The 23,288-nt window shown below is 74.0% G+C and carries 16 protein-coding genes; all 16 read right to left on the bottom strand.

The window, feature by feature from the left end:
* On the bottom strand, positions 1-446 hold a 446-nt coding region (locus BM393_RS24950), incomplete at its 3' end, for an NAD(P)/FAD-dependent oxidoreductase (RefSeq protein ID WP_175538509.1).
* A gap of 16 nt (positions 447-462) precedes the next feature.
* A complete protein-coding gene (gene dsbD, locus BM393_RS24945) occupies positions 463-2,394 on the bottom strand; it encodes a protein-disulfide reductase DsbD (protein ID WP_091734258.1) in 1,932 nt (643 codons plus the stop codon).
* On the bottom strand, positions 2,391-3,461 hold the full coding sequence (locus BM393_RS24940; RefSeq protein WP_091734256.1) for an FAD:protein FMN transferase: 1,071 nt from the start codon (positions 3,459-3,461) through the stop codon (positions 2,391-2,393). The genes dsbD and BM393_RS24940 overlap by 4 nt, the downstream gene beginning before the upstream one ends.
* Positions 3,462-3,471: 10 nt before the next feature.
* Positions 3,472-4,692 carry a DUF3570 domain-containing protein gene (locus tag BM393_RS24935; protein ID WP_254783610.1) on the bottom strand — a complete coding sequence of 407 codons (1,221 nt, stop codon included), beginning with the start codon at positions 4,690-4,692 and terminating at the stop codon, positions 3,472-3,474.
* Positions 4,679-4,939, bottom strand: a complete 261-nt coding sequence (locus BM393_RS24930) for a DUF4266 domain-containing protein (protein ID WP_091734254.1) — start codon at positions 4,937-4,939, stop codon at positions 4,679-4,681. The genes BM393_RS24935 and BM393_RS24930 overlap by 14 nt, the downstream gene beginning before the upstream one ends.
* A 153-nt stretch (positions 4,940-5,092) precedes the next feature.
* Positions 5,093-5,653, bottom strand: coding sequence for a TlpA disulfide reductase family protein (locus tag BM393_RS24925; protein ID WP_254783609.1), 561 nt, complete (start codon positions 5,651-5,653; stop codon positions 5,093-5,095).
* 41 nt (positions 5,654-5,694) lie between these two features.
* A complete protein-coding gene (locus BM393_RS24920) occupies positions 5,695-7,800 on the bottom strand; it encodes a choice-of-anchor D domain-containing protein (protein WP_175538508.1) in 2,106 nt (701 codons plus the stop codon).
* Between the two features lie 13 nt (positions 7,801-7,813).
* Positions 7,814-8,212: a type II CAAX prenyl endopeptidase Rce1 family protein gene (locus BM393_RS24915; RefSeq protein ID WP_175538507.1), complete on the bottom strand. Its 399-nt coding sequence runs from the start codon at positions 8,210-8,212 to the stop codon at positions 7,814-7,816.
* A gap of 121 nt (positions 8,213-8,333) precedes the next feature.
* Positions 8,334-8,900 carry a DUF4157 domain-containing protein gene (locus BM393_RS24910; RefSeq protein ID WP_254783608.1) on the bottom strand — a complete coding sequence of 189 codons (567 nt, stop codon included), beginning with the start codon at positions 8,898-8,900 and terminating at the stop codon, positions 8,334-8,336.
* Positions 8,901-9,006: 106 nt separating this feature from the next.
* A complete protein-coding gene (locus BM393_RS24905; RefSeq protein ID WP_091734248.1) occupies positions 9,007-11,949 on the bottom strand; it encodes a putative Ig domain-containing protein in 2,943 nt (980 codons plus the stop codon).
* A 5-nt stretch (positions 11,950-11,954) separates the two neighbouring features.
* The gene (locus tag BM393_RS24900; protein ID WP_091734246.1) at positions 11,955-13,403 is read right to left on the bottom strand and encodes an ATP-binding protein; all 1,449 of its coding nucleotides are present in this window, start codon (positions 13,401-13,403) and stop codon (positions 11,955-11,957) included.
* Positions 13,387-15,327, bottom strand: coding sequence for a contractile injection system tape measure protein (locus tag BM393_RS24895; RefSeq protein WP_091734244.1), 1,941 nt, complete (start codon positions 15,325-15,327; stop codon positions 13,387-13,389). Before BM393_RS24895 ends, BM393_RS24900 begins: the two co-directional genes overlap by 17 nt.
* Positions 15,320-18,103: a hypothetical protein gene (locus BM393_RS24890; RefSeq protein WP_091734242.1), complete on the bottom strand. Its 2,784-nt coding sequence runs from the start codon at positions 18,101-18,103 to the stop codon at positions 15,320-15,322. Before BM393_RS24890 ends, BM393_RS24895 begins: the two co-directional genes overlap by 8 nt.
* On the bottom strand, positions 18,100-18,900 hold the full coding sequence (locus BM393_RS24885) for a hypothetical protein (RefSeq protein ID WP_091734240.1): 801 nt from the start codon (positions 18,898-18,900) through the stop codon (positions 18,100-18,102). The genes BM393_RS24890 and BM393_RS24885 overlap by 4 nt, the downstream gene beginning before the upstream one ends.
* Positions 18,897-22,826, bottom strand: coding sequence for a hypothetical protein (locus tag BM393_RS24880; RefSeq protein WP_091734238.1), 3,930 nt, complete (start codon positions 22,824-22,826; stop codon positions 18,897-18,899). The genes BM393_RS24885 and BM393_RS24880 overlap by 4 nt, the downstream gene beginning before the upstream one ends.
* Complete coding sequence (locus BM393_RS24875; protein ID WP_091734236.1) at positions 22,823-23,248, bottom strand: GPW/gp25 family protein; 426 nt, start codon at positions 23,246-23,248, stop codon at positions 22,823-22,825. Before BM393_RS24875 ends, BM393_RS24880 begins: the two co-directional genes overlap by 4 nt.
* Positions 23,249-23,288: the final 40 nt, after the last annotated feature.

The following is a 23,288-nucleotide window of genomic DNA, read 5'->3' as shown; positions in this document are numbered from 1 at the left end:
TCCTGCTCGCGATAGAAGAAGCCGTCGCAGGTCGCGCAGGCGCTGACGCCGCGGCCCATGAAGGACTCCTCGGACGGCAGGCCCAGGTACTGCGCGGACGCGCCGGTGGCCAGGATCACCGTGTCGGCGGTGTAGACGGCGCTGTCGCCGGTCAGCGTGAACGGACGCTTGGAGAAGTCGACGCTGTTGATGTGGTCAAAGACGATCTCGGTCTGGAAGCGCTCGGCATGCTGCTGGAAGCGCTGCATCAGCTCGGGGCCTTGCACGCCCATCACGTCGGCGGGCCAGTTGTCGACCTCGGTGGTCGTCATCAACTGACCCCCTTGCGCCATGCCGGTGACCAGCAGCGGCTGGAGGTTGGCGCGGGCCGCATACAGGGCGGCGGTGTAGCCGGCGGGGCCGGAGCCCAGGATGAGGAGGGCGGTGTGGCGGGTGGCGGTGCTCATGGGGTGTCCTGTCGATTCACAGCTTGGCGCGGTCCAGGCGCTGGGCGAATTCATCGGCCGGCAGGAAGCCGATCGTGCGCGCGGCGGCGAGCTCGCGGCCCTTGGCGTCGAAGAACAGGATCCCCGGCGGCCCGAACAGCTGGAAGCGCTTGAGCAGGGCCTTGGCGTCCGCGCTGTTGGCGGTGACGTCGGCCTGCAGCAGGCGCGCCTGGCGCAGCCGGGCGGCGATCGCGGGATCGGCGAAGGTCAGGTGCTCCATCTCCTTGCAGGCGACGCACCAGTCGGCATAGAAGTCCAGCATCACCGGCCGGTCCGTCGAGGCCAGCGCCGCGTCCAGCTGCGCGACGGTGGTGATGCGCTCGAACGTGGGCGTGGCGGCGGCCGCCTCCGCGCTGGCCATCGGCAGCGCGGACCCGGTGCCGCGCGCCAGGTGGCGCAGCGGCTGCAGCACGCTGTTGCCGCCCGAGAGCGCGCCGCCGATCATCGCGATGGACCACAGCGCCACCAGCGCGCCCCCGGCCTTCAGCGCGCGGGGCTTGCCGGCCTCGAACGCGCCCAGGCAGATCGCCAGGATCAGCGCCGCGGCGCCGATCAGGAACATCAGCGCGCCGGTCGGCAGCACCGGCGACACCAGCCACAGCGCGACCGCGATCAGCACGACGCCGAAGAAGGTCTTGACGTGCTCCATCCAGCGGCCGGCGCGCGGCAGCAGCGTGCCGGCGGACAGGCCCAGCAGCAGCAGCGGGACGCTCATGCCGCAGGCCAGCGCGAACAGCGCCGAGCCGCCCAGCACCACGTCGCGGGTCTGGCTGATGTAGACCAGCGCGCCGGCCAGCGGCGCCGCGACGCAGGGGCCCACCAGCAGCGCCGACAGCCCGCCCATCAGGAACACGCCGATGTGGCGGCCGCCCTTGAGCTGGTTGGACGCGTTGTTGACCTTGTCCTGGATGAAGCCGGGCATCTGGAATTCCCAGACGCCGAACATCGACAGCGCCAGCACCGACAGCAGCAGCGCGAAGGAGCCGAGCACCCACGGGTTCTGCAGCGCGGCGGCGAAGCCCGAGCCCAGCAGCCCGGCGACGACGCCGGCCGCGGTGTAGACCATCGCCATGCCCATCGAGTAGGCCAGCGCCAGCGTGAAGCCGCGGGCGCGCGAGACCGGCGCGCCCTGGCCGACGATGATCGACGACAGGATGGGCAGCATCGGCAGCACGCAGGGCGTGAAGGACAGCAGCAGCCCGCCGAGCAGGAACATGCCGATGACGCGCAGCAGGCTGCCCGACTGCAGCGCGGCGGCGCTGCGGTCGACGGGCGCGTCTGCCGAGGTGGCAGCGGTGGCAGCCGCGGTGGCCGGTGCGGCTCCGGTCGCCGTCGCCGTCGTGGCGCCGGACGGCGCGGGCGACGCCGAAGCGGCGGGCGCGGCTGACGTGGACGGCTCATCGACCGGTGCCGTCAGCGCATCGGGTTGCGACTCCCAGCGGGCCGTCACCGTGCCGTCGCCACCGCGCGTCAGGTGCACCAGCGCCTGCTGCGGTGGATAGCAGAGGCCGCGGTCGGCGCAGCCCTGGAAGCGCACCGTCAACGATGCGGGCAGCGCGCCGGTGGGCAGCGGCTGTGCGATGCGGACCGCGCCGGCCCACAGCGTCATCGTCTTGTTGAAGTTGGGATCGAACTCGGCCTTGCCCTCGGGCAGCTGCGGCGCGGGCAGCGCCGCGCCCTCGGCCTCGATCGCGAAGCGCTCGCGGTAGAGGTGGTAGCCGGGAGGGACGTCGAACTGGACCAGCAGCGGGCCGCGCCCGGCGTCGTCGACGCGCGCCTGGCCGGGGAAGGCCTGCACGACGTCGAGGAAAGGCGGCTGATCGGTGGCGGCACGGGCATTGCCCGGCGCGGCGAGGACCAGCGTGATCGCGGTCGCGGCGCCGGCGAGGAAGGAGGCGAGGAATCTCATGACGGCGTGGAGAAAGTGGAGGAAGGGAAGGAAGCGGTGGGCAGGGCCGGCGTGGACGCGTTCGATGGCGGCGTCGCGAGGCCCTCGGCCGGGGTGTGGAGGAGCTGCTCCGGATCGTGGGTGTGGCGGTGGCCGTCGGCATCGATCAGCAGGAAGCCCACGCCCGGCGTGCTCAGCCGCGTGGCGGCCGGCGCGCCGATCAGCATGGCCATCGTGGCCAGGGCGCCGGCGGCGATGCACAGCGGCGCGACCACGCTGACGGCCTGCCAGTGGCGCACCGGCTGCCCGGTGCGCGGATCGAGGATGTGGCAGCAGCGCCGGCCGTCGGCGGCGATGAAGAAGCGCTCGTAGTCGCCGCTGGTGGCCAGGGCGCCGCTGCCCAGCGCGATGCGCGCGCAGACCTCGTGCTCGCGCCGCGGATGCCGGATGGCGAAGACCCAGGGCTGGCCGTCCGGACGCGGACCGAGCACGCGCAGGTCGCCGCCCAGGTTCACGAAGCCATGGCGGAAGCCGAGCTCGCGCAGCACGGCGACGGCGCGGTCGGCGGCGTATTCCTTGCCGATGCCGCCGAAGTCGATCTCCATGCCGGCCTGCGGCAGCGCGATGGCGCGGCCGTCCCACTGCACGCGGTGCCAGCCGATGCGCGCGAGCTGCAGGGCCAGCGCGTCGGGCGAGGGCTCGCGGCCGGTCTTGAAGTCCCAGGCGCGGCGCAGGCAGCCGCTGGTGAGGTCGAAGAGGCCGTCGCTCTGGCGATGCAGCTCGGCGGCGAAGTCGAGCAGGTGGGCGGTCTCGGCATCGACGGTCACGCCGCCGCGGCCCGCGCGCGCGTTGATCGCCGAGATCACGCTGTCGTCGCGGTAGCGCGAGTACTTGCGCTCGATGCGGCGGACCTCGGCCTCGGCGAAGGCGCAGGCGTCGGCGGCCTGCGCCGGCGGGACGCCGGCCAGCACGATCTCGTTGGGCGAGGCCATCGCCGTGAAGGCGTGGCGATGCTCCCGTTCGGCGGGACCGTCCGGCGGCAGGGGAGCCGCCGGGGCAGCCGCCGAGGTCGTGGCGTCGCGCAGCATCGTCGTGGCCTCAGAACTTGTGCGAGAGGCCGATCTGCAGCCAGTCGGCCTGGAAGCGGTCCAGACCCGGCGAGCCGCTGCCGCCCAGGCGCCAGGCGGCGCGCTGCTCGTAGTGCTCGAGGCTGAAATCGGCGGTCCAGCGCGGCGCGAACTCGTAGGCGACCTTGAGCCCGGCGGTGATCGCGCCGAAGGCCGACAGGCGCTGGTCGCCGGACAGGTACTGCGGCGAGGTGGCGGTGTAGCCGGGCGGGAAGGGCGCGCCGAGCGCGGGGTCGTAGACCGGGTCGTAATAGAACTTGGCCGCGCGCTGCGTCGTGTAGCGCAGCATCGGCGTCAGCGTCCAGCCGCCGGCGAGCGGCTGCACCCAGGCGGTCTCGACCGTGTTGGCGCGCACGCCGAAGCTGTCGGCGTAATAGCGCCAGCTGCTGCGCAGCGTGGCGCGCCAGTCGCTGAAGTGATGGTTCCAGCGCGCCATCACCGTGTACTGCTCGCGCCGGTCCGGACGGCGGTCCGGGAACTTGTAGGGGTCCGAGTACATGCCGTGGCCCCAGCTTGCGCCCAGGCTCAGCTGCACCAGGTCCACCGCGGTCCAGGCCTGGGTCACGCCGGCGGTCAGCTGCGTGGTGTTGCGGCCGCGGCTGAGCGTCGGGTCGTTGGAGGAGCCGATCCAGTCGTCGCCGAAGGCGGCGCCGATGTTCCAGGTGGTGTTGTTGTCCTCGCTGGAGCGCCGGTAGTCGGCCGAGACCGTGCGCGAGCGGTAGTCGTGCTCGGTCGAGTAGGCCGCGCCCACGGACCAGGCGTCGCGGTCGTTGTAGCGCGTGACGCGGATGTCGCCGGCCTTGCGTTCCTCGTCCAGCCGCGAGGCGCCCGAGACGGCGCTGTGGAAGCGCGGCGAAGCACCGGAGACGCTGTCCGTCACCAGCGAGCCCTCGACCGACCAGCGGCCGGCCACCGGCACCATCAGGTAGACCGACGGCGCGGTCACCTTGATGCGATCGAAGCCGGGCTGGCGGTCGCGGTAGGACAGCAGCTTGACGGCGACCTCGGCCTGTTCGGGCGCGGTCTCGGCCTGCGCCGCTGGCTGCAGCCCCGGCAGCAGCAGCGCTGCGGCGAGCACGCCGCCCCAGGCGCCGGCGCGGACCCCGGTCGTGTCGGCAGCGGGGCCACCGGCATCGCGCGTCGCGGGCGCGTCGACGGCGCCGGGGAGGCGTTCGAACTCAATTGCAGCCACAACCGCCTCCTCCCACGCCGTTGCCGCCGGAGGCGTTTTCCTTGCTGGTGTAGATGTGCTGGGCGAAACGGTCGCCGAGCACGTCGCCGCCCATCGTCATCTCGGGGCGGGCGAGCGCGCCCTTCTCCCAGGGCTTGGGAGGCTGGATCGCGCAGCCGGTGGTCGCGAACGCGAGCAGCGTCGCGCCGGCGACCAGGGCGGCCGTCGCGAGCGGGGCGCGGCGGCGGGGCGTCGGAGGCAGGGACATCGTGGGACTCCAGGGTGAAAGCAAGGGGGAGCGGCGGAGCGCGGGTGGCCGCGCCGGCGGTTGTCGGGACGCGGCGCCGGGGGGCGCCATCGCGCGATCAGGACGCTCGGGAAGCTCGGGAAGCTCGGGCGCTCAGGGCGGCATTCATGGCGCTCAGGGCGCTTTGGCCGCCTTCAATGCGGCGGCGATGCGGGCCTCGAGCTCGGCCTTGTCCTCGGCGCGGAAGCCGGCGTGCTCCATCAGCACGCGGCCGTCGGGGCCCAGCACCACCGAGCTCGGCATCGCGCGGACGCCGACGCGCTGCGCGGAACCGCCCTTCGGATCGAAGGCCAGCGCGACCTTGGCGGGCACCTCCTTGAGGAAGGCCTGGGCGTCGTCGCGGCGGGCGTCGAGGTTGACCGCCACGATGCGCAGGCCCTGCGCGCCGTACTTGGCCTGCATCTCGTTCATCCAGGGGAAGGACTCGCGGCAGGGGCCGCACCACGAGGCCCAGAAGTCGACGTAGGTGAGCTTGGCCTTGCCGTCGTACAGCGGCACCGGCGCGCCGTCGGCGCCGGGGACGCTCGCGACCGGCAGCGCCTGGCCGACATCGGCGGCGTGGACCGGCGACAGCGTCATGAAGAGCGCGGCGCCGAGCGAGGCGATCGCGGTGAGGGCGCGCGACGACGCGCCGCGGCGCGCGGCATCGTGGGAGGGAGTTGGGCGAGTGGACATCGGGGCTCCAGGGCGTTGAGGGTGGGAGATCGCGGCCGTGTTCAGCGGCGTGCGCGACGGCGCCACAGGATCAGTCCGGACAGTCCGGCCATCAGCAGCAGCAGCGGATCCGCCGCGCCGGTGCCGGCGCCGATCGTGCAACCGCCGCCGCCGCTGTTGGACATCGCCGTGTTGCCGGCCGAGCCGCTGAGCGCGACGGTGGCCGTGGCGGGCGACATGTCGCCCTGCAGCGTCAGCGTGGCGGTGTCGGTGGCCGCGGCATCGGAGGCCGCCGCGCCCGCGCCGAGCCAGCGCACGGTCACCTGGCAGTTCGCGCCGGGCGCGACGGTGAACGGCGCCGCGCCGCAGCTGCCGGTGCCGCTCGTGTCGATCGAGAAGCGCGCCGTGCTGATCGCCAGGGAGGCGATGTGCAGCGCCGCGTTGCCGCTGTTGGTCAACGTCAGCGGACGGCCGGCGGTGTCGGCCGCGCCCAGGTCGATCGAGGTCGCCGACAGCTGCAGCGCCGGTTGCGGCGCGCCTTGGCCGGTGCCGCTGAGCGCCAGCGCGGCGGGCAGCGTGGCGTTGTCGGCGACGACGTTGGCCGTGGCGGCGCGGGCACCGACGGCGCGCGGGCTGAAGCCGATCGCCAGGTCGCAGCTCGCGCCCACCGCCAGCGAAGCGCCGGCGACGCAGGTGGAGGCCGTGTCGACGCGGTAGTCCGCGGCGGCGGCGCCGGCCAGGCTGAAGCTGCCCAGCGTCGCGGCGGCGGTGCCGGTGTTGCTCAGCGTGAAGTGCTTGAGGCCGCCGTCGGCGCCGACGGTGACGGTGCCGAAGTCGGCGCCGGCCGCCGGGCTCCAGCCCAGGATCGCCGTGTTGGCGAGCGCGCCGGTGCCGGCCAGCGCCACGCTCTGCGGCGAGCCGGCGGCGTTGCTGGTCAGGCTCAGCGCGCCGGTGGCCGCGCCGGCGGCGGTCGGCGTGAAGGTGACCGACACGGTGCAGGTGCCGGCGGCGGGAATGCTGGCGCCGCAGGTGTGGGTGGCCGCGAACGGACCGCTGGCCGCGATCGCGCTGAAGCTCAGCGCGGCGCTGCCGGTGTTGGTGACGGTGAGGGTCTGCGCGGCGGTCGTGGTGCCGACCGTGGCCGTGCCGAAGCTCAGCGAGCTGGCCGAGAGGCTGGACACCGGCGCGGCGGCGATCTGGCCGGTGCCGCTCAGCGCGAGGTTCACGTTGGCGGCGGCGCCGCCGGCGGCCGGCGCGGTGGCGGCCACGGCGATCGAGGCGGAACGGGCGCCCGCGGCGGCCGGCGAGAAGGTCGCGGTGACGGTGCAGGTCGCGCCGACGGCCAGCGGCGTGCCGACGGCGCAGCTGCCGCCGCGGGTGAAGTCGCCGGCGTTGGCGCCGCTGACGCCGATGCTGCCGAAGTCCAGCGAGGCGGTGCCGGTGTTGGTCAGCGTGACGGTACGCGCGGCGGAGGCGACGCCCACGGTCTGCGTGCCGAAGTCCACGCTGCTGGCGTCGGCGGACAGGCCGGCCTGCAGCGCGCCGTTGGCGGTGCCGCTGAGCGCGATCGGGATCGCCGTCGAGATGCCGTTGTGGGTGATTGTCAAGGCGCCGCTGCGCGCGCCGGCGGCGGTCGGCTTGAAGACGACGCCGACGGTGCAGCTGGTGCCGGCGGGGACGCTGGTGCCGCAGCTGCCGCCCTGGACGGCGAAGTCGCCGCTGGCGACGGCGGTGAGGCTGCTCAGCGCGGCCAGGCGGCTGGCGCTGATGGTGACGGTCGAGACAGCGCTGGTCTGGCCGACCGTGGTCTGCGCGAAGCTGATCGAGGCCGGCGAGTTGCCCAGGTAGGCGGCGATGTCGGCCAGGTCCGTGGCGCTGACGTTGCCCGAGACGGCCGCGGTCATCGCCGGGATCGTGTTGATCGCGTTCTGGATCATCGCGGGGTTGTTGCGCCCGCGGTCGACCACGGCGGTGGAGGCCACGGTGTGGCAGGCCGCGCAGACCTGCGAGAACCGGGTCTGGCCGGCGACCGGGTCGGCGGCGAACGCGGGCGCCGCCAGCAGCGCGCCAGCGATGACGGCGAGCGTGGAGAGCGCGGCGGAGGCCGGGGAAGCGGCGACAGCGGAGCGGGCGCCGGGGAGGGCGCGGGAGCGGGGCAGGGTCATCATGGCGCGAGCCTCGTCAGGAGGTGGAGAGAAGCGGAAGGACCACGGGCGCCGCGAGCAGCAGCCAGCAGGCGTTGAAGAGCACATGCCAGGCGATGCAGCGTGGCAGCGAGCGATGGCGGCGATAGCCGTGGCCGATCCACCAGGCCGGTGCGGCGGTGGCCAGCGCGAGCAGCAGCGCGGGGAGCGTCGGCCAGGGGCCGGGCGCCGCGGCGACGAGCAGGGCGAGCGCGTGCGCGGCGCCGAAGGCGAGCGCCGTCAGCGTGACCGCGTGACGGCGCGCCGCGAGGGCGCGAGAGTTGGCCAGCAGGTCCTGCAGGCCGAGCCGGAAGAGGATCTCCTCCAGACACGGCGCCAGCAGCAACTGCCGCAGCAGCGTCTCCCAGGGGGGCAGTGCGAGGAGGAAGGTCGGCATGGACACAGGCGGAAGTCGGTGACGTTCTGCGTGTGTTCCGGGGGGCTCGAAAAAGGTTGTCGTAAAAAAATGAATCAGACGGCCGAGCACCGCCATGGGGGCGACGCCCGCGCTGGACGCGTCACCCGCCGTGTCGCAGCGCCTCGTCGCCCATGCGGTCCGCTTCGGCCTCCAGCCCGGCGTCGTCGTTGATGTCGACGCCGGCCATCTGCATCGTCGGCTGCACGCGGCCCTCGCGCTGCTGCACGACGTGCCAGGCCTCGTGCGGCAGGTGATGGTCCTGGCCGGGACCGAGGTGGATGTCGTTCCCCTGCGCGTAGGCCAGCGCGTTGAGCTGCGCCGGTTGCGCCGAGTTGCGATGCACCCGCACGTCCGACAGGTCGGTGCCCGACAGTGCTTCGATGCCGGCCTTGAGCCCGTCCGGCATGCCGGTGCGGTTCTCCTGCCGCTGCGCCGGCGCGGCCTTCGCCTGCGCGGTGCCCGCTTCGTCCTCCTCCAGCGCGTCGGTCGCGCGCTGCGCCACCGGCCCGAAGGTCGCGTCGATCCGCCGGCGCTGCGCCAGTTGCCGGGGCGATGCGTCGATGGCCTCCGACAGCTCACCGCCCTCCATTCCGGCGCGCCGCTGCGCCGTCGTCGTCGCCGCGGGCACCTGCTCCCGCGTGCCGCTGTCCGTGGTCGAGTCCTTCATCGTCTGCTCCCCATGAGGTGATCGATGCGCCGCGGGACGGCGCGCCTGGCGTGGCCGGTGTTTCCCGTGCTTCCCGCGCTGCCGGCGCCCGCGGTGTCCGTCGCGCTCACGGCGGCTCCACCCGCGGCTTGAAGGTGACGACGAGTCCGCCCACCACCAGGATGAGGATGATCGCGACCAGCAGCGTGTTGCCCTTGCGCAGCTCGTTGAGCGACGGGTCGCAGGAGAAGATCGCGAAGGCCACCGCCAGCGTGGCGATCGCGCCGGCCCACAGGCCCATCAGGATGACGCTGCCCATCCGTCTCACCCGGCAGTTCCAGCCATAGACCAGCAGCGCCGTGCCGACCAGCACCATCAGCGCCTCCAGCGCCAGCCGCAGCGGCATGCGCATCGGGCAGACGATGCGGCAGAAGCTGGTGTCCTGGTCCAGGAAGGACCAGAAGCGATGGTCCAGCGCCGTCAGCACGCTCTCGCCCGCGCCCAGGCCCGCCACCGGCAGCGGCCACAGCGCGACGCCGCCGAAGGACCAGCCGATGTAGACCAGGTCGCGGTCCAGCGACTCCTGCTCCTCTGGCGCCAGCGCCTCGGGCTTGCCGCCCGGATGCAGCAGCACCGGCACCACGCTGCCCAGCACCGCCATGCGGTCCTGGCCGGCCAGCTCGTCATTGAAGTCGGTGCGCGAGCGCAACTGCATCTTGCCGATGTCGGAGCCGGTGCCCAGTGGCGCGAGGAAACTCACCGTGATGTCGCTGGTGCCGACGTAGTCCGGCGAGGACTTGTAGGTCGCCGCCGCCGCGCTGCGTTCCTTGCGGCCGCTGTCGTCGCCGATGCCGCGCTGGCGCTCCGCCGCCTTCATGATGGCCAGCAGGTTCCTGAAGCGGAACGCGGTCGACGTCTCCCCCAGCAGGTGCTGCGGAATCACCAGGTTGAGGTGGAAGGCGCGCGTGCCGCGGGCCTGCATCGTCTCGGTCAGGCGATGCAGATAGGCGAGCAGGAACTGCTCGAAGCGCGGGTCCGCGGCCTCGTCGTCGGTGGGTTCGAAGAACACGGTCAGGCCGTCGTAGACGTGCGCCTCCTCGCGCCAGCCCGGCGGCAGCAGGGTCTCCAGCCCACCCTGCAGGTCGCCGTGGCGCAGGTCCAGCATCTCGCCGACCTGCGCCGCGGTGGTGTCCAGCACCGTCTTGCGCTCCTCGTTGGTGAGGCGCATCAGCGCGCGGAAGTCGCGGCGGTAGAGCACCAGGTCCAGGCCGACGCCATGCTGGTCCACCCGCCGCGCGAAGCCGCCGCCGGGGCTGTCCCAGCCTGTCGGCCGCAGGTACTCGCCGTTGTTGCGCAGCAGGACGCCCATGTACTGCAGCCGGGTGAACTTGTCGAAGCGCACCGGGATGGGCGCGTCGGTCTCGCCGCCCATCCAGTAGGGCAGGAAGCCGAAGACGTCGTTCTCGATGTCCTGCAGGCTGCAGCCGCAGCCATCGGGCTTGAGCCGCAGCGGCCGCGCCTGCGACAGCGGATGCTCGGTGCCGGCGACGTCGGTGATCTCCTCCAGCAGATGCGGCGGCATCAGCATGTCCAGGAAGGTCATCACCGGCAGGCTGCCGGGGGCGAGCGTCGAGGTGGGCGTGGTGGGCGGGGTGGGCTTGGCCGCCTTCGTCGCCTTCACCGTGGCGGCACTGCCGCTCGCCGCGAGGTGCGGTCGATCGGTCTCGGCGAGGTCCTCCCGGCGCGGGCAGCGACGGATCGCGTCCTTGTGCTGCTCCAGGGCCAGCGCGTTGACGTGGCGCAGGAAGTATTCGCACTGCCGCGCCCGCAGCGAGTCCTGGAACACCGCGCGCGTCGGATGCTCCACGTCCTGCAGCGGCGTCAGCATCTCGCGCAGCTGGTCCAGCGTCGGGCCGAGCACCGGCGGCTTCACCGCCAGCGGGCGGGGCGCGGACGCCTCGTTCCCGACGGCGGTCCCATCGGTGGCGTCAGCCGCGTTGGCGGCATTGGCCGCGGTCATCAGCGATTCGCCCATCGAGGCCTCGGCGTTCTTGAAGATCGTCTCGAGCTTCGCGGCCGTCAGCACATAGGTCATTGGCAGCGGCGGATCGCGCGGCACGGTGAGGTTGGTCTGGTCCTCGGTCACCGACTTCAGCGTGTTGTCCGGCCGGCTCTTGGCAGGACGCGCCGCGGCGGCCGCCGGCTTGGTCGCCGGTGGTGCGGCAGGCGTCGCCGTGGCCGGCTTCGGATCGACGACACGCAGCACGTACATCGCCTGGTCCAGGTGCGGCGGCCGCGAGGCGTCGCGCACCGTCAGCAGGAAGCGGAAGGTGCCGGTGGCAGTGGGTGTGCCGGCCAGCACGCCGTCCTCCTCCAGGAACATGCCCGGCGGCAGCGCGCCGTCCACGCTGAAGCGATAGGGCGCGCGGCCGCCGCGCACCACGTCGCGCGCCTTGTAGGGCTGGTGGAGTCGGGCGTTGGGCAGCGGCACCGTCTGGTAGACCAGCCACATCAGGTCGTCGCGCGCCGGCGCCGAGGCCTTCGCCGCTGGCGCGTCCGGCACGGCCGTCGCCGTCCAGGGTCGTTCGGGCCGCTCGGGCAGCGGCCGTGGCGTCGCGACGTAGAGCGTCGCGTCGGAGGTGGCGGAGGCTGTTGATGCCGCTGTCGATGCCGTTGATGCCGGCGGCGCGGCGGGCTTGGCCATGTAGACCGATGAGCCCTTGCCGCCATTCTTGCCACCGGCCTTGTCGGCGGCGGCCGACGCCGGCGTCGCGGAGGCCGATCCACCGGCCGGTGCCTGCGCCGCCGCGTGCAGGATCACGAGCCCCGCCGCGAGCAGCGAGCCGCCGACGAACCAGCGCAGCCGCGCGCAATGGCGGCAGGCCGCGCCCGCGGCCGGCGCGGTGCGTGTCGCGTCGACCGCCGCGTCGACCCTCGCGCCGAGGCCCTCATCACCGGCGGCCTCGGCCCATTCATCGGTCGCGCGCCACGCGCGCGGGAGTTGCGGGAGTCGCGGGAGTCGCGGGAGTCGCGGGAGTCGCGGGATTCTGAAGAAGGAGCGTGTCCCCATGGCGGCTACACCGTGCGTCCTTCCTTGCGCAGTTCCTTGGCGATGCCCTTGCGCAGGTCGGCGGCCAGGATGCGTTCGCGTCCCGCCTGCATCGCGTTGATCGCGCCGAAGCGCACCACGTTGGCGATCGCGCCGCCGGCCAGTTCATGCCGCTCGGCGAGCTCGCGCAGGTCCACCCCGGCGTCCAGCCGGCCGGTGTGCCGCACCAAGCCTTCCCACAGCCGCAGTCGCTGCTCGGCATCGGGCATCGGGAAGTACACCGCCGACTGGAAGCGTCGCGCGAAGGCGTCGTCGATGTTGCCCTTGAGGTTGCTGGCCAGGATCACCGTTCCGGGGAAGTCCTCCACCCGCTGCAGCAGGTAGGAGACCTCCTGGTTGGCGTGGCGGTCGTTGCTGCTGGAGGTCGCGGTCCGCTTGCCGAAGAGCGCGTCGGCCTCGTCGAAGAACAGGATCCAGCGCCGGTGCTGCGCCTGGTCGAAAACCTGGGCCAGGTTCTTCTCCGTCTCGCCGATGTACTTGGACACCACCATCGAGAGGTCGATGCGGTAGACGTCCGCCTGCACCTGCCGGCCGATCAGCGTCGCCGTCAGCGTCTTGCCGGTGCCGGGCGGCCCGAAGAACAGGCAGCGGTAGCCGGGCTTGAGCGACTTCTCCAGGCGCCAGTCGCGCATCAGCGTCTCGCCGTGGCGGGCCCAGGTGGTGATCGCCTGCACCTCGTCCATCACCTCGGCGTCCAGCACCAGGTCGTCCCAGTCCAGCCGCGTCTCGATCAGCTTGGCGGGGAACTGCGCGCTGTAGTCGGGCTTGCGCGCCTCGCCGGTGCACAGCAGGTCCAGCGTGTCGGCGCCCGCCACCAGCGCCGCGCCGTACCAGGGCTCGCCCGGCGACTCGTGCACCAGCCTCACCAGGCCCAGCCGGCGCAGCGGCGCGGCCTCGTCCAGCATGCGGCGCAGCTCGAAGCGCCGCGCCAGGTCCTCGCCGGCGACCAGGAAGGCCGCCGTCTCCACCGTCGGCAGGAAGCCGCCGTGGTGCCGCCCCTTCCAGCCGCCGAATTCGCAGAAGCCGCGGTCCAGGTTGCGGTTGCTGACGAACAGCAGGTCCAGCAGCTGCGGCCGCAGGTGCGGCGCCAGCGCCAGCGCCAGGACCAGCCGCTCCGCCGGCCCGAGCCCGCCCTGGCGGATCAGGCGCGCGAGGTCGTGGTCGTCGGCCGCGCCGTCGCGGGGCAGGGCGGGAGGATCGGGAAGGCGCGCCGTCGCGGTGGTCGCGCCGTTCGTGTCGATCGAGCCGGTCGCTCCGGTCGTGGCGACCGGGAGCAGCGTCCCGCCTGCGGCCTCCTCGTGGCCGAAATGCCCGGCCAGTCGCAGCTGCAGCGCGCGGTCCAGCCAGCGCAGCTCGGCCTCCAGGGCCCGCGCGTTGATGGCCGCGCGTGGCGACGGGTCAGCGCCAGTCCACATGAATCACCCTTTCCATCCACGGATGCCGCAGCGTCGCGTAACCCCATGGCAGTTGATCGATCAGCATGTCGAAGGGCCCGGGCTCGACCGCGAGCTGCCAGGCGTCGTCGCGGCGCTCCAGGCGCGCGGCGCGGCGCAGGAAGGTGTCGCGCAGGCCGGCCGGCGAGGTCGACCCCAGGATCCGCCAGTGCTGGATCACCGCGCCGAGCAGGCCGTCGATCGCCGTGCGATCGGCCTCGGTGAGGGTGATCTCGCGCGGCAGCGGCGCGTCCAGCGGCACGCCGCACAGCAGCTTGTTGAGCACCAGCGCCGGCTCGGGCGCCGCGGCCTTGCCGGTGGCGAGCGCCTGCAGCAGCAGCGCGGCGCGGGCGGCGGCCTCGGGCCCGGCGAAGGCCCGGTCGTCGGCCAGCGCCAGCATCGAGAACAGCCGCGGCAGGTAGGGCGACAGCAGCACGAGTCCGGCGTTGTCGACGGCGATCACTTCCGGCAGCGGCTCGGCGGTGGCGGTCGCGGGGGAGGCGGCTTGAGTCGCCGTCCCGGACGCACCGGCCGTGGCCGTGGCCGCGGGCGGCGCGGCCTTGCGCCAGGGCAGGCGCAGCGCGCCGAGTGCCGCGGCGAGCACCGCGGTGGCCTGGCGCACGGCGCGGTCGTACCAGCGCGCCGGCGGCTCGGTGCCGGCGCCGGCATGGCGCGTCAGGTCCTCGCGCACCTGCGTCTCGTAGCGGATCGCGTCGAAGCTCGCGGACGAATGTCGGGCGGCGTGGCCCAGCGTCGCCTGCCACAGACGACGCCGCCGAGCCGCGACGACCGTCGCCGTGGCGGTCGCCGTCGTCGTCGCCCCGGCCGCCATCGTCCCGGGCGCGTTGCTCGCACCTGTCGCGCTCGACGCACTTGCGGCCATGGACATCGCTGCCGTGTCGCCGGCCGCCACGGCGGCGATCCAGTCGGTGACGGCGCGCACTTCGGGCTCGGTCATCCACAGGGCGAGCAGTCGCGGCAGCAGCGCTTCCGGCAGCGCCTGTGACAGGCGCTCGCGCAGCGTCACCGTTTCGGCCGCGCGCTGCAATGTCGCGCGCAGCCAGTCCCGGTCCTCGCGCAGCAGCGGTGCCCAGGCGTGGGCGACGCCCTGCAGCGGATCGCTGCCGGCCGTGGCGTTGCCGTCCGTGTCGAGCGCCGCGAGCAGCTGCGCCCGCAGCAGCATCAGTGCCGCCGGACGTGGCGCGACCGCATGGTCCATCGCTTGGCCGAGCACCGATTCCCACAGCGCGGCGAGCGTGCGCGGCGCGCGGCCGTCGCGACGCGCCTGGGCCACGATGGCCAGCAGCCGCGCCGCGGCGGCGGGCTCGCCGGGCATGCAGGCGTGGACCAGCGCGGCCAGCGTGTCCTCGTCGAATTGCGCGGCCAGTCGCCGCAGCAGCGCGGGGCGGTCCGGCGCGGCGCGCAGCCCGGCGGCGAGGGCGGCCGGGTCCTCGCGCAGCGCGTCGCGGATCAGCGCGGCGGGGTCGTCGCCGCGGCCCTGCCAGGGCAGGCGGCCGTGGCGCAGGAAGTGCAGCAGCGCGTCCAGCCGCGCCTGGGGCCGCGTGCGGACCCGCAGGCCGGTCGCGCGACCGCTGGCGCTGACGCCGCCCGGCGCGCGCAGCTCCTCCAGCACGCGGCGCAGGCGCTCGCGCAGCAGGCGCGGTGCCTCGGTCTCCCAATCGGCGGCGGGCAGCTCGCCCAGGTCGATCTCCAGTTCATCCAGCCGCCATTGCTCGTCTAGCGGGCAGCAGGCATCGAAGACCTCGTCGATCACGCGCAGCAACGGTCCCTGGGCGCAGGCGACCAGGCGGGCCTCCGCGTCGCCGGGCGCGATGCCCGCGCCGAAGCCGGCGTCGACGGTCAGGCGCTCGACGAGGTGCGCAGTGGGTGCGGTCGAGTCACGCATGGCCTTGCACCACCGGGCCGTCGCCGTCGCCGTCGCTGTCGCCGCTGCCGCTGCCGCTGCCGCTGCCGCTGCCGCTACTCCCGCGACCGCTACTGCTGTTGCCGTTTCCGTTTCCGTTTCCGTTTCCGTTGCCGCGCGCGGTGGCTGCTTTTTCATCGGGCGGCAGCGGCAGGCACTCGATCACGCGGCAGGCCGCCTCGTCCGCGAGCGCCTGCGCCGATGCCGCGTCCGGCGACGCGACCCAGGCCATGCGCGCTTCCAGCCAGGCGGCATGCGCCTCCTCGAAGCGCTGCATCGGCGCCGCGTCCAGCCACAGGCAGCGCAGCGTCAAGTGAGCGGGGCAACTGATGCGCAAGGTCTCCTCCGCGAAGTTCCGGAACGCCGGCTGCGAGCAGCGCTGCGTCCAGCCGGGCAGCACCACCGTCACGCGCAGCCGGTGGAAGTCCTCCGGCAGGTCCAGCCGCGCATGCGCCGGGCCGCCCGGCTGCGTCGGTCGCAGCAGCAGGTGCTCGACCACGTGCAGGCCTTCGCTTTCCTGGTCCAGGTGGCGCAGGTACAGGCGCAGGCTGGCCGCGCCGCGTCGCGCGGCGTCGGCATCCGGAAACTCGCCCAGCAGCCACCAGCGGCCGTGCTCGTCGGGACCCAGCGCGAGCCGACGCGGGCCATGCTCGCCGCTGCCGCTGCCGCTGCCGCTGCTGCCGACACCGCCGACACCACCGACACCGCCGCTCGTTCCCGGCAGCAGGCGGTAGCGCGCGCCGTGCTGCCCGGCGCGCAGCAGGCCGGCCGGCAGCGGCAGCCGCAGCCAGGGCATGCGCTGCAGGTCCGCCAGCACCTGCGCCCGGTCGGCCGGCTGCACCGCCTGGCCGGCCGCCGGCGCCAGGCGCACCACGTCGTCGTCCGCATCGAGCAGCCAGGGCTGGTGCGCCGGCCCCGGATGCTCGACGAGCGTGAAGCGCTGCTCGCGCAGCACGCGCGTCAGCGGCCGGTCGTGCCACAGGCGGAAACCCAGCAGCAGGCTGGCCCGGCGCTGCAGGCCGCCGCAGTTGTCCGGCGCGTCCCAGGACGGACGCCCCGGGTCGAACCCGCCGGCGCGGTCGCGGGTCAGCGTCACGATGTCGCGCAGCCAGGTGGCCTTGTTCTCGAGCAGCAGCGTCTCCGCCTCCTCGGGCCCGAGGTGGCCCAGGAACTGCCGCATCGAGTTCTGCGTGTAGGTCTCGCCATGCAGCGCGAGCAGGTGGTCCAGCGCCCGGTTCTTGCGCTTCGCGGAGCGGTCGAAGGGCCGGTAGACCGTGTCCATCACCGCCTGCGGTGGCTGTCGGTAGAGCCGGTCGATCGCCGGCACCGCGTCCGGTCCGATCAGCTGCGACCACAGCCCCTGGCGTGCGCCCGGCGCCACCGAGAACAGCGCCCGCAGGTGCTGCAACTGGGCCAGGCCCTGCGCGATCGCCTGCTCCTGCATCACCAGGTAGGCCTTGAGCTGCTTCGCGCGCGCCTGCCGCTGCGGCGGCGCGGAGGCCGGGACGCCGTAGCGGCCCAGGCCGTAGATCGCCGGCAGGTGGTCCTGCACCGACACATAGGTGTCCAGCCGCCGGTGCACGCCCAGCGGCAGCAGCGCCGCCGGGCGCGCCGCATGCCCGGCCTGGCCGCGCGCCTGGTGCGCGCGGCCGGCGGCGCGCAGGTCCTCCAGCCGCCGGCGCAGGTCGTTCCATGCCACCGGCACCGCATTGCCGCGCCGGCGCACGGTGATCGTCGAGGGCTGGTCGCGGTCGGGCAGCCGCAGCGCCAGCGCCCAGTCCTCGCCGCGCCACTCGACCGAGCCGGCCGTCGCCTCGCGCCCCTCGGCGCGCAGCGCGATCACGCGCGCGTCGACCACGCCCGGCACCGCCAGCACGACGGCGGTGAGGTCGGACAGGAACAGCCGCTCGGCCGCGTGGCCGGCCTCGGAGGGCGGCGCGTCCTCGATGAAGCCGTGGCGCGGCGCCGGGCCGGTGTAGATGTCCTCCAGCGACCGGCCCTCGCGCAGCAGCTCGTCCAGCGTGCGCGAGACGGCGGCCCGCGCGATGTGGCGCGCGCAGCGGTCGTAGACCTCGGCCAGGATGTCCACGCCGTCGCGCGGCCCGGCGATGTCGATGTCGGCATGCAGCTCGCAGGGCACGTCGCGCAGGCGCACGATGTCCGGCGCCAGGTCCTCGCCCAGGTTGCGACGGGCGAAGTAGGCCGCGCGCGCCGCCGCGATGCGGTCCGCGGCCAGCGACGGCGCCGCGCCGGGCGCGCCGCCGCCGTCCTGCGACAGCTTCAGCCGCAGCCGGTACAGGCCGCTGTCCGCGTCCGGCGTCAGCGTCGCGTCGTCCAGGCCGGGCACGGCGTCGAGCAGGTGGCGCCGATGGTCCGCCGGCGTCGTCGGCCGGCAGGGAAAGACCTCGGCCGGCGGATGCAGCGACAGGCCGGCGTAGTCGATCGTGCCGTCGGGCCCGGTCAGGTGGTCGGCCACCGGGAAGCCGGCGCGGTAGACCAGGTCGGTGAGGCCGAAGCACAGCTGCTCCAGCAGCGTGATGCCGGGGTCGTGGAGGTTGTGGTCGGTCCACACGCCGCCGCCGAGCGCCTGCAGCCACTCCAGGCCGCGGGCGCGCAGGCCGTCGAAGCCGAGCTCGCGCTCCTCGCCGGTCGGCGGCGAGAGCCGGACCGGCATCTCCGGCACGGCGGGATTGGCCACCGGCCCCGGCAGGTCGGACGGAAAGACCGGGTGCTTGCGCATCGCGGTGCCGCTGCTCATGGCGTGCCTCCGGCCATCTCGGGGTCGAACCACAGCTGCGTCACCGCGGCCTGGATCAGCTTGTCCTCGCCGTAGTCGCACTGCGTGCGGATCTGCAGCCGGTAGCTGGCGCGCCGGCCGTGGTCGCCGGCCCAGCGCAGCTGCAGCCGGTCGCAGCGGCGGCCGTACCAGGCGTGCTGGCTGCGGATGCGCTTGCGCGGCGAGAGGAACTCCAGCCAGCCCGGCAGCGGGTTGTAGGTGTTCATCGCGATCGCATGCAGCATCGCGAAGCGGCCGCCGTCCTTCTGCCCGACGCCGGCCATCACCTCGAAGGCCTGGCACCCGCCCAGCGGGCCGGTCAGGTCGTGCCACTCGCCGTCGGCCTTGAGCGGCTGGCCCTTCTGGTCGGCGCGCCGCAGGTCGCCCAGCCGCCCGGACGAGGCCACCACGCCGGCCACCTCCAGCGTCTGGCGCGGCCGCGCCGTGCCGATGCCGACGCGGCCCGCGGTGTCCAGCGCCAGCACCGGCGCCTGCGCCGCGGCGGCGCGCGCGTCGCCGTGATGGAACATCAGCTGGTCGCTGTCGCCGCCGTAGTTCATCGACCAGATCGCCTCGCGGCCGCTCTGCTCGCGGTAGAAGCTCAGCAGCGCGTCGTGGCTGACCGGCGCCGAGACCTCCAGGCCGTTCTCCGGCGTCTTGCGGAAACCCTCGTCGCTCATGTTGAGCATCGAGTCGATGAGGTCGCCGAAGTGGTCGCTGGTGGGCAGCCGGCCCTCCTGGAAGAACTGCTTCAGCGTGTCGCGGTTGCGGGTCGTCATGGCGCGCCCCTGCCGATCACGAAGGCGGGGCCGGCCGGAACGCCCGAGGCGTCCTGTCCGGCCGGTCCGCCGATGACGAAGGTGCTGCCGACCGCCAGCCGGTCCACGCCGGTGGCGCTGGGCGCCACCGTCTGCGGAAAGCGGTCGACCGCGGTGAGGATGTGCTGCGGCATCGGCAGCGCGATGCTCCACGGCAGCCGCGCGTGCGCATGGGCCGCGCCGATGGCCGGCGGCTGGTCGGGCCGGTCGGCGACCATCTCCGCGCGCGCCGTGTCGGCCAGCGTGTAGACGCCGTGGTCGTCGCAGGCCACGGTGATCAGCGACAAGCGCGTCACGAAGCTCACGCCCTCCAGCCCGCGCAGCCGCGCCTCCAGGTCTTCGCTGCGCACCAGCCAGTCGAAGCGCGGCCCGTAGCCGTCGTCGAACCAGGGCGAGAGGAACTCGACGATCTCCTGGTTCACGCGGCGCAGCGTGGCACCTTCGTGCGCGCCGCGCGCCAGGCCGATGGTGGCGCGCAACTGCAGCCGGTCGTAGGCCGGGTTGCGCACCTGGAAGCGCGCGAAGGGCGAGCCGATCTCGCGCAGCGCGCTGGCCATGCGGGCCAGCTCGATCGCGTTGAAGCGCGGCGCCGCGCAGGCGAGGGCGGGCAGGTTGCGCGGCAGCGTCGGGAGGACCACCGCCGTGACGACGCCGCTGCCGTCCTGGGCCGGCAGGCATCGGACCTTGAGCACCTCGGGGAAGCGCGCCAGCAGCAGTCGCTCGACGTCCCAGCCCAGCGAGGCGCGGCCCTTGTGCTGCAGACGCTCGCCAGCGCGGGTGATCAGCGCGCGCTCGTCCTCCGCGGCGCGCAGCCCGAAGGAGCGCCCCACCTGCGCGACCGACGCCAGCCCGGCCAGCGTCGCGGTGGGGCGGGTGATGACGCCGTCCACCAGCGGCTGCGGCGGCGCGGCCGGCGCGCCGGCGGCGCGCGGCGGGGCGCCCGCGTCGCCGGGCAGTTCGCGACGCAGGCGCAGACCCTGCGTGCGCACCGAGATCAGGCCACCGAAGCCGTCGAAGTCGCTCGTCGCCGAGAGCCGCAGCCAGTACAGCCCGGCCGGCATCACGGTGTGGGTGGTGCTCATGTCGCGCGGCAGGTCCAGCGTGACGATGCCGGAGGTCAGGCCGCCGTGCGTGGTGTCGCCCAGCACGCGGGTCGGTGGCAGCGGGCGCCAGTCGTCGTCGGCCAGCGTCCACCACTGCAGCGCGCGCGGACGGGCGCCGTTGAGGGGGCCGCGCGCGGAGGACTCGCGCAGCTGGAACAGCAGCGTCAGCACGCCGCCCGGGTCCGAGCCGCTCAGTCCGAGGTAGAGGTTGCCGTCGGCGCCCAGCCGCGGCAGCAGCCCGTGTCCGCCGCCGGAGACGGCCGAGAGCAGCGTCTGCAGGCCGAAGGGATGCAGGTGGAAGAGGCGCTCGCCGTCGACGCCCTCGGGCGGGTCGTCGTCGCGGTCCAGTGCGATGACGCTGGCCGCCTCGTAGTTCAGCGAGAGCCGCTCGATCACCGGCGTGTAGGGCGGGTTCGGCAGCGGACGCGGCCGGCGCGTGCGCGCGTTGGCGGCCACCGTCGCGCCGAGCTCGATCGGGTAGGCGGTGTGCCCGAAGGCGGCGCGCGGGCCGCTGAGCTGCAGCCGGCACAGGCCGTTGCGCGGCATCGCCATCGTCGACCAGTCCTCCTCGGTGGCGCGGCTGAGCTTGCGCACCGAGCCCGGATCGAGCTCGATGTGCTGCGTCGCGATCAGCTCGCCGGCGGCATTGGTGCCGGCGAACAGCGGCTGGCGGGCGGAGCGGTTGGCGCAGTCCTGCCACTGGCCGTCGCGCAGCCAGGCGATCTCGACGCTGAACTGGCCCTGCCGCAGCTCCTTGCCGGCCGGGCCGGCGTAGCCGGCGTAGTGGGTGTCGAAACCGCCCGGCTCGTTGGGCAGGCCGCCCCATTCGAGGTCCAGCGAAAGGTGGTCCAGGGTCTTGCGCGCGGCCTCGGGCGAGCCGACGACCAGGTAGGACGACAGGCCCGGCAGCGGGCCGAAGGGCGCGAAGGCCTTCGAGGGATCCAGCCGGCCGAGGTTGTTGGCCAGCCGCACGTCGCGCACGCCGCGCGCCTTCACCCGCAGGTCGACCTCGGCCAGCGGCAGTCGGGCCAGCAGCGAGTAGGGATAGAGCCGCGCCTGCGTGGCCAGCTCCAGGCGCAGCACCGGCAGCCGCGTGGGCCATTCGGCGCCATGCACCGCCGGGTCGCAGCCGGTCACCGGCGGCGCGTCGGCGCGCAGCCGGATGAACAGCGACAGGCCGGCGCCGGCGGCGCGTTCGAGCCGCGCCTCGACGGCGTGCCAGCCCGACGGCGTGCTCAGGCTGACGCGGAAGGCGCCCTGCAGCAGCCGGTCGAAGACCAGCGCGCGATGAGGCCGGCCGGGACCGTTGAACAGCGCCGGCAGGCCGTTGCCGGTCAGGCGATGCGCGGTATTGCGCAGCGCGGTCCAGTCGGCCTCCGACAGGTCGTCGACGTCCATCTCGATGCCGCTCACGCCCGTACCGGTCGTGGCGCTCGCGCTGCTCGCGCTGGCCGCCGGGCTGTCCGCGCCGTCGGCCAGCAGCCATTGCGGCAGCAGGTCGCCGAAGGCGTCGCGGAAGGCCGACGCCGACTCGGCCCGCAGCGCCGCGTCGCGCAGGCCGCGCAGGTCCGGCGCGGCGCCGGAGGAGGTCTGGCGCAGGATCACGCGGATCTCGCGATCGCCCTCGCGCAGCGCCAGCAGCGGCGACGCCACCGCCAGCCCGATGCGCGCGTCCTCCGCGCCCGCGCCGCCGGCGGCGCCGAAGAGCGGCCAGACGGTGCGGCCGTCCGCGACCGGACGCGCCACCTTCGCGCGGGTGACGTAACGGAGGTCGCGCTCCGGCGCGATCAGCGGATCCCGCTCCAGCCGCAGCGTGCACAGCGCGGCCACCCGCGTGTCGGTGACGGCGATCGGCGCCTCGCTGACGAAACGCACCGGCCGGCCCGCGGCATCCTTGCCGGCCTCGAAGGCGGTGCCGGTGGGCAGCGTCAGGTCGCCCGGCGCGCGCGGGTCGCGCTGGCAGGCCAGGTGGACGCGGTCGGCGTGCGCCGGCGCCGGGCCGAAGCCCAGGCAATCGCGGTAGTAGAAGGCGGTGTGACGCGCCGGCAGGCGGTTGACCTCGCGCTGCGCGGTCTCGCAGACCTTCAGGAAGGCGATCAACAAGGCCGCCGCCGGCTCGTGGTTGGCGGTGGCCATGCTGTCGGGCAGCAGCTCGCGCGCCAGCCGCCGGACTTCCTCGACCGCGCTGAGGAAGGCGAAGAAGCGCTCCCGCAGCCGCTCGCGGTCCTCGCGCTCGGCGGCGGCATCGGCCGCCGGCTCCTCGCCGATCGTGCGATGCCACATCCGCGACAGGTCGCGCTCCACCGGCCCGGCCGGCCGGCTCGCGGCCGCCTCGTCGCCGCGCCGCAGGAAGCGACGCTCCACCCAGCGCAGATCGGCGGCGAGCTGCTGCTCCACCAGTTGCTGGATGCGCTCGCGCAGCACGCGCGGCGCGTCGTCATGGATGCCGGCGAGCGCGCGCCACCAGTGGTCCAGCCGCGCCGCCAGGCCCAGCACCTGGCGCGCCAGCAGCTCCAGCGGCGCCGAGTCCGCGTCGCGCCCGAACTGCTGCTGCAGCGGCCAGGGATCGAGCGCCGCGATGCCGGCCATCACCAGCGTCGGGTCGGTGGCGAAGAGCCCGCGCCAGTCGCCGTCCTCCTGGTCGTCGAGGTCGATGAAGCGCAGCTGCTCCGCGAGCCGCGCCATCATGTCCACGCGCTGCTCGAAGCTCAGGTCGTCCGGCCTGAAGTAGCCGGGCTCCAGGGCCATCGGGAAGCGCTCGCGCTGTTCGGTGCCGGTCGTCATGCGGGTTCGCTCCCCAGCACCTCGCCCTCGCGCAGGTAGAGCGGGAACACGAGGTTGTGGCGGCTGTTGCTGCTGCGCAGCGTGTAGTCCAGCCGGATGCGCAGCACGCCGTCGTACAGGCCCGAGGTGTCGATGTCGACGGCGTTCAGCGCGATGCGGGCCTCGAAGAACAGGATGGCCTTCTCGATCAGGCTGCGGATCTCGGTGAGCGTGCTGTCGTTCATCGTCTCGAAGACCATGCGCCGCAGGCCGCAGCCGTAGCTCGGATGCATGACGCGCTCGCCGGGCGTGGTGGTCAGCAGGATGCGCAGGCTCTCCTCGACGTCGGCCACGCCGGAGACCATCACCGCGCCGCGGGTGCGCCGGTCGAAGGCCGGCGGGAAGGCCCAGCCGGTGCCGAGGAAGTCGAGTTCGCCGTCCATGTCGAGGTCCGTGAGGGGTGGGGCGGTGAAGGGGCGTCGT

Origin of the sequence: Mitsuaria sp. PDC51, assembly GCF_900113225.1 — a bacterium.
Taxonomy (GTDB): Bacteria; Pseudomonadota; Gammaproteobacteria; order Burkholderiales; family Burkholderiaceae_C; genus Roseateles.
The sequence above is the reverse complement of the archived record's forward strand: the minus strand, read 5'-3'. Positions and strand labels throughout refer to the sequence as shown.